Raw genomic sequence first — 11,055 nt, forward strand, 5'->3', positions numbered from 1 at the left:
ATGCGATCCGGCCGCCGCCACTGCTCGCCATAAATGGCGTGGCGGGCAGTGGCTCCTTCATACCTCAGGAGCCGGGTTCAGTGTAAGACAAGCATTATTGCGAAGGAAGGCCATCACCGCGGGAGCGACCTCGATCAGGTAGCGCCGCTCGGCGTAATCCTGACGTGCCCTGTCCTCGATCTCGAAGCTCCGCTCGCTGATAGAGGCGCGGGAGGCGCCCAAAGCGCGAAGGTGATTGATCTCGTCCTGAACCGCCGCTTTGAAGTCATCATCCGGCATCTCGGTGCGATAAAGGGCAATCGTGCGAAGCTCCTCGGTGATTGAGCCGATGGGTTCCGATGGATCCCGCAATGCGAGCTCCATATCGCCCGCATGGAGCGTGCGATCCTGTTCCGCGACCACGAATTGCGGCGGCTTGCGGCTGTCGGTCATTTGATCCCAGGCCATCGACGCCAACTCGGCATGCTGGGGCGATCGTTGTGCATAGGCATGAAACGCAGCGCGCGCCTTTTCCACCTCGATCGCGCCCGCCCGCCGCACGGATGGGTCGTCCGAGAACGGGTGGTCGAAATCCGTCTGACGAAACTGCGCCACCAGCTGCCGGAAATCCTGACGCTCTGATACTGCAAAGACCTCCAATCGGCCCTCTGCAAGGTCACGCTCTGGCAGGGTAAGGCGCTCGCCCAACGGAGCCCCAACGTTATCCGCCTCATCGGTATCGTCGATCACCCGCAGCACGCGCGCATCCGTCAGGACGTCGCCCAGACGGGCATGCACGGCCTCCAGCCAGTCGAGGGCTTCCTCCCGATCCTCGACCTTCTCCAGATCGAGATCTCCCTCCTTGGCGATGGCCTGCAGATCCTGCGCCAACCACTGTCGTTCCAGGGCGGCGTTACCAGCCCCCTCATGTATGCGGGCGGCGACGGCCTCGGCATCGATTCCCGTGCCTCTCAGCGCCTCGGCAAGCTTCGCCGCCACCTCTCCTTCTTCAAGCCGCGCAAGATGATCCTCGCTCACATTGGGTCGCGCGTAGATCCCGTCCCGGGAGGGTGCATCGATCAGGGTCGAGGAACGATCCCCGAGCGGGCTCAAATAGGCGACCGAGGCCAACACGTCGGTAAGCTTGCGCTCGATCTCCGGCCGCTCAGCAGCCGGTGCCCTGTCAATTGCCACCTCGATCTGGCGAATGTTCCGGGAGAACTCGGTAATCAGCGTATCGAACGCCGTTTCGTCATCGGACATGTAAATGGCTCCATCAGGTTGAATTGAGCCACCATTGGCAAGGATGGTACTGGCATGTTCGAGCGCTTCAGCCACGTCCTCGAAACTCGATTCTGACGCCTCCGCCGCGAGCCCGCGATAAGTCAGGGCGTTGTGCCGTACGATCTCCAGCGCGGCCGCCAGATCGGCGCCCGTTCTCTGGCGTTCAACGGGCGGTCGCCCTTCGTCACGCGCCTTGTAGATTTCATCGATCTCGGCGCGGTAGGTCGTAACTCCCCGGTCAAGACGACGCGTCGCCTCGAGCCGGATCCCATGGGTTTGGGCCGCCTCGACCATCGCCACCCGAAAGGTGTCGTAGTTGAAGTGGTGATCCTTCCCGAGAAAGAACATTTCGCCATCCTTGCTGCGGCGGTTCAGGACTACATGCACATGAGGATGCGCACGATCATGGTGTATTGCAGCAATATAATCGAAATGCGAGCCTTCACCTTGAAAGAAGCGCTCGCAAACGGTCTCGGTGATATCGCGCACCTCCTCACCCTTGGTGCCGATGGGAAACGCCATCAGAAGATGCGAGGTGTGGCCAAGTTTGGGGCTATAGCGTTCGCTCCATTGGTTTTCGAACCGGCGGGCCACGCGCTCGATCTCGGCTTCCGAGAGCTGCTTCTTCCCGTCATGGGTCCCGCGGCTGTCGAGGATATGGCTCGACTTGGTGGTGAGATAGGTGAGTTGTGCACGAAGCTGCGCGCCGGTGTGACAACCGCCCTTTGAAATCGCCTTGAAGATCGCCGGCGAATATCCGCGCGCGGCGCGCACCATCTGCGCGCCTTTCGCAAGGCCCTGCCAGCGTCCTGAGACCCGGCTCCAGTCGCGTTCGAAAAGAGATGGTCCAACGCCCCGCGAGCGATCAGTCCGAACCATGACCCGCCTTCCCGCTCAAACCGGCAAGGGCTTGGGTGACCTGAAGATCAAGCGACCTGCGCCGCGCCCGAAACAACTCCTGGATCTGATCGGCCATCTCGAAAACAAGGCCCGCGAGTTCCCGGATCTCCGCATTGTTTGACGCGGTGTAGGGCAGACGCTCGCCGCTGAGCTTGGCTTCGTTCAACCTCCGCGCCACCTGGTTGACATTGTTGCCCACGCGGTTGAGTGCCGCGCTCATGCTTCGCAGTTCCTCGGCCGTCGCATCATCGGGACGAAGAATATCATTTGCAGCGAGCATCAACCGCCGCATGGCATCTGACCGGTTTGCAACGCCGCGACGCGCCAAGGCGGCATCAAAGCCCTGAAGATCACGATCCGAGACGCGGATGCCAACCACGCGAGACCGGCTGGCATTCGCCACTTGACGCCCCACACCATGATTGGCGGCGTTGTAGATCGACTTCAGGCTGACGTTATAGCGTGTGGCAAGCTCGGCAGCTGGAACGCCCCGAGATCGCTCTCTGGCGATGCTCAGACGCTCGGTCTCGGTCAGTCTGCGGCCGCGTGACATTTTGAAGTTAACGTTCCTATTTCTTGCCAACTTCGTACAAGCCCGCCGTCTCCCAACACAAGTGGAGAAGGCTATAAGGGATTGTACTCCATATAGAAAAGTGGCCTGGAAGGCCGATTTCACGTCCTTTGGAAAATGGAGCGCGCTTCGCGCTCATTGTACCGCGCGATGCGTCTTTCGTAGCGCGCACCACGTGGTTTGCGCGCCGTCTGCTGCGCCCCACGGGATGGTGTCGAATGTCGGATGGCAAGCGCAGCGCGGCAGCGAGAACACGTCTCCCGCAACCTGCATCCCGGTTGCCGTTGAACGCGTCTTGCGAAATGTGCAGCGCCACGCGCGGCCCGCATACTGGCTCGCGTCACCCGTCCTTTGGAAAATGGGTAGTGTCCCACCGGGTGGTGTAAAAGGCCGCGCGCGGAGCCTTTTGGCGTAGCGCAGCGCGCGGCCGGAGCTGGCGGCCATCGCGCTTCTTCGTAGTCTGAGGTTGTTCAACGACCGATGACAACGAAGGAGAGCACGATGACCGACACCATGATCGACCTTCCGGGGGTGATCGCCAAGAGCGACGACGCGGATTTCCTGCGCGAGCTGATCCAGGATGCCGCACAGAGGCTGATGGATATCGAGGTGGCCGCCGTGTGCGGTGCCGGGCATGGCGAGCGCAGCCCGGACNCGCCGTGTGCGGTGCCGGGCATGGCGAGCGCAGCCCGGACCGCGAGAACCAGAGGAATGGCTATCGACAGCGCCAGTGGGATACCCGAGCGGGCACGATCGGGCTGAACATCCCCAAGCTGCGCAAGGGCAGCTATTTCCCCACGTTCCTGGAGCCCCGCCGGACGGCCGAGAAGGCGCTGATGGCGGTGATACAGGAAGCCTACATTCACGGTGTCTCCACGCGGGCTGTCGACGATCTGGTGCGTGCCATGGGGCTGACGGGCACCTCGAAGAGCCAGGTCTCGCGGCTCTGCGAGGAGATCGACGAGCGGGTGCAGGCGTTCCTGAACCGGCCGCTGGAAGGGGACTGGCCGTTCCTCTGGCTCGACGCCACCTACGTGAAGCTGCGTGAGGGCGGGCGGATCGTCTCGATGGCGGTGATAGTGGCCGTCGCGGTCAACACCAACGGGCGGCGCGAGATCCTGGGGATCACGGTCATGCCCTCGGAGGCCGAGACGTTCTGGGCCGACTTCCTGCGCTCTCTGACCCGCCGCGGCCTGCGCGGCGTGCAGCTGGTCATCAGCGACGCGCATGAGGGCCTCAAAGGTGCCGTACGCAAGGTCCTGGGGGCCGGCTGGCAGCGCTGCCGCGTGCACTTCCAGCGCAACCTCCTGGCCCGTGTAGGCAAGACCAACAAGCCCGTGGTCAGCGCCGTGGTGAAGACCGTCTTCGCCGAGACCGACCGCGACCAGGCCCATGCACGCTGGCGCGAGGTCGCCGATAGCCTGCGCGAGCGGTTCAGGGATGTCGCGGAGCTCATGGACGAGGCCGAGCACGACGTCCTCGCCTACATGGCCTTCGAAGAAAGCCTGCGCTCGAAGCTGCACAGCACCAACCCGCTGGAACGCGTGAACAAGGAGATCAAGCGACGCACCAACGTCGTCGGGATCTTCCCCAACCGCGAGGCCGTCATCCGCCTCGTCGGTGCGCTGATGCTGGAACAGAATGACGAGTGGGCCGTCTCGCGCCGCTACATGCCGGTGGAAAAGCTGACCGCAATGTGCGACGATCCCGATGCGGCGCCGATGATTGCCGCACAGTGAACGAGCGACACCGGCTATGAAGAAGCAGGTGGACACCAGTTCCTACACCACTTCCCGGGGCACTACCGGAAAATGCCGGTTGCATCGCGCCGGAGGCCCCGCGTCAACCGCAGGGCGTCTTATGCAGCATGCCATGCGCGGATCGCATCCCACCATCTGCTTGACCCTTCCGCTTCGAACGATTAACGACGATTTGGCATTATTGCTGCATATCACTATTTTTGCTCAGGACACGGGAATGCCAAATGAAAATCTCGTGGTGATCGCCGCGATGGCCCGGAAAGGAGGGAGTGGGAAAACCACGCTCTCGCGCGCCTTGATCAGCGCCGCCGTTGCCGCCGGCCGTCGAGTACTGTTAATCGACACTGATAGCACCGGCGTACTTGGAGCCTGGCACGCACGCGCGGAGGCCGGGGGGCTTGGCTCACCGCTTCTCCACTCCGCGACAGTCGATAGCGTTGCTGGTGCCGAGCGTAAGATCGAGCGGGTCTATGCGGCTGACACTGCCGATTTCATTTTCGTCGACACGGCTGGGGTCGGCGCTGAATGGTCGGACGGCATCGCCGTGCTCACCGACCATATCGTGACGCCCATCATGCTCTCGACATCGGATTTCGACGTGGGCAGGCAGACGGCCGATTGGTTCGAGAAGCTGAAATCCCGGGTCGACGATCCGACCAGTCTTCCGCGCCATCACGTGGTTCTCAACATGGTCGACCCGAAAACGACCCGCGCCGACGCCGCCCTGATCGAGGAGGCACTCACACAGTTTCCGGTGATCGAGACGGTCATGATGCGTCGGAATACTTACAAGGAAATGGATCAGAAAGGGCTTCTCCATGCCCTGGCACTGGAAAAGCAATCCGATCCGAACCCGTTGATGCGCCCGCATATTCGTCATGTTGTCGAGGCCCTCCAGGAGGCAACCGACATTCTCAACAACATTCTCGCGGCGTGAGGGCAGTCGATTGCGAAAGAAGATCCCGACCATCACCAGACCTGATCCAACCTATTCCGCAGCGCTGCGGCAGGACGGCCGGGATTTTCAGGAAAGGAAAGAAGAAGAGCCGGCACCTGTGATCGCGAAGCTCACAACCGTTGCCGAGCCGGAGATGCGGCCCTTCGAGACCGAACTCGAGACGGCCCAGGCGCCAAAGGCGCTTGACGCGGAAAGCACCGGCATTGGTCCAGCAACGAACCCTGTTGCGTCAGCTCGGCGCAAGACCCCCACCCGGAAGATCGATATCAGGGTCAATGCTCTCGAACGGCAGGAAACAGCATTACAGGCCTGTGGTGTCGAACCCGCACAGGTCGTGCGGGCCGCTCTGCGCCGCGCGGTTAAAGACTGGCAGCTGGCCCCGATCTTCGCATTTCCTTCCGCGGAGCGCCGCACTCGCAACGCAGCGTGGCAGGCTCGCACGTCCTTGGCCGTTGATGCGGCCAGTTTGGGCACCCTGCTTCGCGATCACGACCCTCTCGACGTCCTGAGCAAATGGGCCCTGACCCGCGGCCAAATCGAACCGCGCATCTGGGCTGAAATCGATGCTCTCCTAGCAGAGATCGCGGATCGCGCCGCATCGCAGTACGATCCGTAAAGGTCTTATCGGAGAAGATAACTTGCATCTCGCTGGTGGATTTTCGCCCACCGCGAGCAGTGCATCTTGCAGTTGCAGAAAGCTGGTTCTAACCACCATCTAAACACGCATTCGGACATCGCAGTTGATGAGTGACGAGGTCCACCTGGAAGGAACGCTTTTGAACACTGAGCCCCGCCTGACTGGCGAACCAATCAAGCGCATCCTCTGCAAGAAAACCGACCGTCTGGTGGGCTATCTCTACCAATGGAACAATGGCGATTTGCAGCCGGCCTGGTTCGATGACAGCATGAGAAATGTCCGCTATGAACCGATTGAGCAGGATACGGTACAGAGCCAAGTTGACCTGCAGACCCCGAGGCAACAATCGCACAAACCATCACATCTTGAGATGTGTTTAGCTCAAAAGTCCGTTTCGACCTTGTTGGACAATCTGCCAACCGGATCTCCTGAGCGATAGTATTGACTACTATAACTCAATAATGATCTCTGTGTGAGCTATAGAAGGGATGCCTATAGCTCATGCGGTAGCACTGGACCCTGCCCGATTGGCCGGATGTTCACTCAAGATCACCGGTGCCTCGCGCGCAACCGCCACACGGGGTCTGAAGGTACTGGTTGATAAGGGCGCACTGACTCGTACCGGTGAAAGGCGGCACACTCGATATTGGTTGAGTCTCGTCAGTTCAGGACAGGCTTGATCCGAGGGAACGGCCGAGGCTCTGGCCGCTCGCCCAGATCCATCAAACACCTTACGTGTTTACTTCCACGGTTCTCTCGTGTGAACCGTATGCGCCGTCCCCGCCCCATTGGAATTTCGCTTGCGGGCGGGCTTTCAGTGCTTTTGGCTGACATCTTCGCCGTCCTGAGCGCTCAGAACAAGCTCACTGGGGACTCCCGGATGAGCTCATTGTGAGGAAGTGGAGGCCGCAGCGTAGGCCCATGGCATCAGGGCGTCGATGTCCTTGTCGATGCGGCCGCCCGCCAGGCTGGTGAAGAGATCGCGCAGGTAGGCAAAGGGTTCGACGCCATTCATCTTGCAGGTGCCAATCAGGCTGGCGAAGCGCGCCCAGGAACGGCCTCCCTCATCGTGGCCGGCAAAAAGCGCGTTGCGGCGGTTCATGGCCGGGCTGCGGATGGCGTTCTCGACGAGGTTGGAGTCCATGTCGACATGGCCATCCTCGAGGAAGAGCCGGAAGCCGTCCTGGCGCCGGAGCATGTAGGCGAGCGCCGCGCCGAGGTCGGATTTGCGCGAGATGCGCGCGGCCTGGGCGGCCAACCAGGCGAAGAACTCATCCACCAGCGGGCGGGACACTATCATCGTCATCTCCTTCTGAACGCTCAGAACGAAACTCGCCGCTGCGGCAGCGCACTGGAACCGCAGAAATCAATGGGACAGGGACGGCGCATACTGTGACCCTTTTCAGCGGAGTGACAAGAAGGCTGAGTGAACACGCTATCGGCACCGGCCGTTTTTAAGGCTCATGAGCTACGTACCCACGCTTAACCCTATGTTAGCAAGTCTTTTTTATGTATAGCTAAGGCATTTGGTTATACGTGGTCGTTTGGGCAGTGGCGGGGAAACATGGGTGAGAAAGATAAAAATGCGTGGCTTGCTGAAGTCGTGGAGGACATGATTCTTTATTGTGGGGAAAATAACCTCCTTCAGAGCCGCAAAATCTTGCACGAGGCGCATCGTGTAATCGTGTCAGAAACCATTCGCGAGGAACCCTCGAGAACGGTCCAACAGTTGAAGCGCAGAGGATAATTCAGGCTTCGACAGTGGCAGGAACATGATTTTGGGCCTCCGGTATCCGCTTTTCCGGGGGTGACCCAGAGAGCTGCAGATAATCCGTGAACGGTACTGGTCTTCCAAAAAAATAGCCCTGAAGAAAATCAGCTCCTAGAGCACGAAACCAGACGGCTTCTTCAGGTGTCTCAATACCTTCTATGACGATGTGCAAATCCATGGAATGGGCCAAGCCCATCATCGAGCGCACCATTCGCTGCAATTGCCTATTATCGGCCTGAAGTTTTGCAAAAGATCGATCAATCTTCAATACATCAAACGGCATCCTTGTCAGGTAGCTCACAGATGCGTATCCGGTTCCAAAATCATCCAAAGCCAAAGTAAATCCACGATTACGGAGACTCGTCAGTTCGTGTAGAATTTTAATCTCATCACGGATTACAATTTGCTCGGTCACTTCAACTTCAATTTGTTCCGGCCGAACACCATTTCTTTCAACGCGTTCCGCAAACAGATCAGCAAAGCCTGGCATCATAAGTTGAACTGGAGAGATATTCACGCCACACCTGCAGTTCTCAACACCTTTTAAATCACGGCAAATAATATCCAATAGCAACCAACCTAGCTGAATGATAAGTCCGCTCGTCTCAGCGACGTAGATGAATTTATCTGGTGGAACCTGACCCAGATCTTTGCAGTACCAGCGTGCCAGTGCTTCGCACCGCTTGATTTCGCATACATCATTCAATGTGACAATAGGTTGATATGCAATCGAAAACTCGCTGTTTTCCACAAGTGCAAGGCGAAGCCGATTTTCAATTATTTGATTTTCTTGATCCTCACGTTCCATAGAAGCATCATAACTCACAACCTTTTGAGTACCGTGTTTTTTTGCAACGTATAAGGCGAAATCAGCGCGTCGTAACAAATCGTCTTTACAGAACTCACGAGAGTCCATCACCGCCATACCCTTCGAGGACAAGACATCGAAATGCATATCCTTACATGTGATCTGTTCACTTGAGATCTTCTCTAGGTCTATACATTTCTGATTGATGATTGTTCTGATATCATTGGCTGATCTGATGACAATCACAAATTCATCACCGCCAAGTCGCCCAACAAACGTGTTATCATCCGAAAGCGAGGCAAGCCTCGAGGCCAATGTCGTCAGATACACGTCACCTCCAATATGACCTATCGTATCATTCACGTTCTTAAACGCGTCGAGGTCCATAATAATGACCCCGCAATCAAGCGTACCGTCTGCACTGATAGCCTTAAAATGCTCAAAAAGTGCAAATCGATTTGGAAGTGCAGTCAGCGTATCGGTGCGAGCCTGCTCTGAGGAAACCGCCTCTTTAGCAACGAGCTTGGTCGCTCTATCACGTAGAAGCTTTGCTCCGCCCCAAAACAGCACTGCAAAAACCAGGCTGACGAGGGTCATGATCGGAGCCATCTTTTGAAATAGTACTGTCCCAGGTTTTGGTGGCAGCCATTCAAGCCAGGCGACTGGCTGACCTACGACGCCAGTGATCGGCACACTGACGGCCTGAGCATTCTGCGGATCATCTACAACCATTAGGTTTCTTATCGCGAATTCAGCACTGATGCTGGTAAGGCGTTCTGCTGGAAAACTCTTTCCAATCACGGCAACCGGTTGCTCTGCGAGGTCTAAATCCGTCAGCAACTCGCTGCTTTCAGGAAGCAGTTTGGAACTACTGAAGATGACCAGCCGGCCCTCGCGCATGGAAAAGTAGTCGAATGTTTCACGTTCCCGAGCATCAAGGCGCCGCACTTGATCGCGCAGTGTCGCCCTGGTAAAGTCGTCAAGAAAGCCTTCTTGTGGAATGAGTCCTCGTTCCTTCCGCCAGCTGATGGGCTTTGGAAAAGGCCCGTCGAACAACTCTGCGTACTGGAAAATATCACCACGTTCCGCAGTTATCCCATAGTTTGAGGCCAAACTTTCATAATCTAGATTATGAGCGTCGATAAATATATCAGTCCAGTTGTGATAGTCGCTCGCGATGAGGGAAACCTGCTCTTGAAGCGTCTTCAACCGTCCATTTATACGATCCTTTGACTCCTTTGCCGCCTCCACATTCATTGTGCTACGCACTGAGATGAGGGACGTCCATAGGATTACCTGCACTGCGATGAACGAAGCCAGGATAAGAAAAGTAATCTGATGAGGTAATGAACTGTTTGTCATTTAGCGGCACAAAGTTTTCTAAATTCAGAGAGAAAGCTAACGACACATACTTTTTGATAGTCACACGTAAGCTCGTCGCCCACCTTGAGGTCTTTCGAAGCGATCATCTCACACCCAAGTCGATCAGCGTGGGGCCATCGCTATGGTTCATGAAAATATCTGCATCGTTTCCGAGACGAAAAATCTGATGATCTGGCAAGTATTCGGCATGGTGGTATACTACCCCAGCCACATCACTTGGAAAGCTTTCGACAGTGCTCGCAGATAGTTCAATATCGAACATTGGATCGTATCTCCAAACTACCGTTCCAGCTGTAACTGCTTCCATGATAAAGACCCCCAAGCCGTAAACTGCGCTTGGCTTCACACAATAGTGAACCGTTAATATGTACTTTACCAATGGTTAAAAAAGGGTGAATCTAGACGGAGCCTAGGTGTTCCGAGTCTGACACTTGCTACCGATTTCCCCTGATTTCATCGAGGGCATCAAGCGCGCGGCGTTCGCGTTTGATGATGTCTCCGGCGGTCTTGCTCCAGACGAAGGGCTTCGGCTTTACATTTCGCTCCATGAGGTAGTCGTAGTTCGCGCCCTCCAGGTCGTCGACGCTGGAGTAGCTGCCACGTCGGATTCGCTTTGCGGTGATCTCGGCAAAAAAGCGCTCGACCAGGTTCATCCAGGACGCGCTGGTGGGCGTGAAATGCAGCTTGAAGCGCAGATGTTTCTCCAGCCAGGCCATCACGTCGGGCGTCTTGTGGGTCGCGTAGTTGTCAAGCACGATGTGGATGTTTCGGGGTTTCTTCACTGCCCGGTCGATACGGTGGAGGAAGGTCAGGAACTCCTTTGCGCGGTGGCCCATATCTTGAGCGCGCTTTTCTTTTAGCCCAAAATTATCACGAGAAACGCTGGGTAATGTGTAAGCGGCGTCTGGCGCTTGCAGTTACCCACAAGTGTCCGGGGGCGGGTTTGCGAGACATGCTCCTTCGACGAGGTCGGCGAGGCGGGCTAAGCCTCGCCAAATGACGGT

At 57.3% G+C, this 11,055-nt stretch carries 8 protein-coding genes and 3 pseudogenes; 5 read left to right on the forward strand and 6 right to left on the reverse strand.

What is annotated here, in order from left to right:
• Nucleotides 1-57: 57 nt before the first annotated feature.
• Together V8324_RS20020 and mobC are read right to left on the reverse strand one after the other, a co-directional pair.
• On the reverse strand, nt 58-2,040 hold the full coding sequence (locus V8324_RS20020) for a relaxase/mobilization nuclease domain-containing protein (RefSeq protein ID WP_336421669.1): 1,983 nt from the start codon (nt 2,038-2,040) through the stop codon (nt 58-60).
• Nucleotides 2,041-2,128: 88 nt separating this feature from the next.
• Entirely contained in the window at nt 2,129-2,716 is a 588-nt protein-coding gene (gene mobC, locus V8324_RS20025; RefSeq protein ID WP_336421670.1) for a plasmid mobilization relaxosome protein MobC, read from the reverse strand.
• 519 nt (nt 2,717-3,235) lie between these two features.
• On the opposite strand from mobC, the pseudogene V8324_RS20030 reads away from it, so the two are divergent.
• From V8324_RS20030 to V8324_RS20050, 5 genes and pseudogenes are all read left to right on the forward strand, one after another.
• A pseudogene (locus V8324_RS20030) lies at nt 3,236-4,473 on the forward strand (IS256 family transposase).
• A gap of 16 nt (nt 4,474-4,489) precedes the next feature.
• Nucleotides 4,490-5,431 carry a ParA family protein gene (locus V8324_RS20035; RefSeq protein ID WP_336421671.1) on the forward strand — a complete coding sequence of 314 codons (942 nt, stop codon included), beginning with the start codon at nt 4,490-4,492 and terminating at the stop codon, nt 5,429-5,431.
• 10 nt (nt 5,432-5,441) lie between these two features.
• The gene (locus tag V8324_RS20040) at nt 5,442-6,068 is read left to right on the forward strand and encodes a hypothetical protein (protein ID WP_336421672.1); all 627 of its coding nucleotides are present in this window, start codon (nt 5,442-5,444) and stop codon (nt 6,066-6,068) included.
• 127 nt (nt 6,069-6,195) lie between these two features.
• A complete protein-coding gene (locus V8324_RS20045) occupies nt 6,196-6,528 on the forward strand; it encodes a hypothetical protein (protein WP_336421673.1) in 333 nt (110 codons plus the stop codon).
• A gap of 103 nt (nt 6,529-6,631) precedes the next feature.
• Nucleotides 6,632-6,769: pseudogene (locus tag V8324_RS20050) on the forward strand (DUF4172 domain-containing protein); the annotation flags it as partial.
• A 206-nt stretch (nt 6,770-6,975) separates the two neighbouring features.
• On the opposite strand, the pseudogene V8324_RS20055 reads toward V8324_RS20050, so the two are convergent.
• The 4 genes and pseudogenes from V8324_RS20055 to V8324_RS20070 all read right to left on the reverse strand — a co-directional run.
• Nucleotides 6,976-7,383, reverse strand: a pseudogene (locus tag V8324_RS20055) (IS66 family transposase); the annotation flags it as partial.
• A gap of 454 nt (nt 7,384-7,837) precedes the next feature.
• Nucleotides 7,838-9,925 carry a putative bifunctional diguanylate cyclase/phosphodiesterase gene (locus V8324_RS20060; RefSeq protein ID WP_336421674.1) on the reverse strand — a complete coding sequence of 696 codons (2,088 nt, stop codon included), beginning with the start codon at nt 9,923-9,925 and terminating at the stop codon, nt 7,838-7,840.
• A gap of 208 nt (nt 9,926-10,133) precedes the next feature.
• Entirely contained in the window at nt 10,134-10,358 is a 225-nt protein-coding gene (locus V8324_RS20065) for a hypothetical protein (protein ID WP_336421675.1), read from the reverse strand.
• 127 nt (nt 10,359-10,485) lie between these two features.
• The gene (locus tag V8324_RS20070; RefSeq protein ID WP_336421676.1) at nt 10,486-10,887 is read right to left on the reverse strand and encodes a transposase; all 402 of its coding nucleotides are present in this window, start codon (nt 10,885-10,887) and stop codon (nt 10,486-10,488) included.
• Nucleotides 10,888-11,055: the final 168 nt, after the last annotated feature.

Origin of the sequence: Roseovarius sp. D22-M7, from assembly GCF_037083785.1 — a bacterium.
Lineage (GTDB): Bacteria > Pseudomonadota > Alphaproteobacteria > Rhodobacterales > Rhodobacteraceae > Roseovarius.

What these genes read in the sequence shown, in the direction of transcription:
- V8324_RS20020 (WP_336421669.1), bottom strand. Translation starts at nt 2,040, where the DNA reads ATGGTGCGCGCCGCGCGCGGATATTCGCCGGCGATCTTCAAGGCGATT.
- mobC (WP_336421670.1), bottom strand. Translation starts at nt 2,716, where the DNA reads ATGTCACGCGGCCGCAGACTGACCGAGACCGAGCGTCTGAGCATCGCC.
- V8324_RS20035 (WP_336421671.1), top strand. Translation starts at nt 4,490, where the DNA reads ATGAAGAAGCAGGTGGACACCAGTTCCTACACCACTTCCCGGGGCACT.
- V8324_RS20045 (WP_336421673.1), top strand. Translation starts at nt 6,196, where the DNA reads ATGAGTGACGAGGTCCACCTGGAAGGAACGCTTTTGAACACTGAGCCC.
- V8324_RS20060 (WP_336421674.1), bottom strand. Translation starts at nt 9,925, where the DNA reads ATGAATGTGGAGGCGGCAAAGGAGTCAAAGGATCGTATAAATGGACGG.
- V8324_RS20065 (WP_336421675.1), bottom strand. Translation starts at nt 10,358, where the DNA reads ATGGAAGCAGTTACAGCTGGAACGGTAGTTTGGAGATACGATCCAATG.
- V8324_RS20070 (WP_336421676.1), bottom strand. Translation starts at nt 10,887, where the DNA reads ATGGGCCACCGCGCAAAGGAGTTCCTGACCTTCCTCCACCGTATCGAC.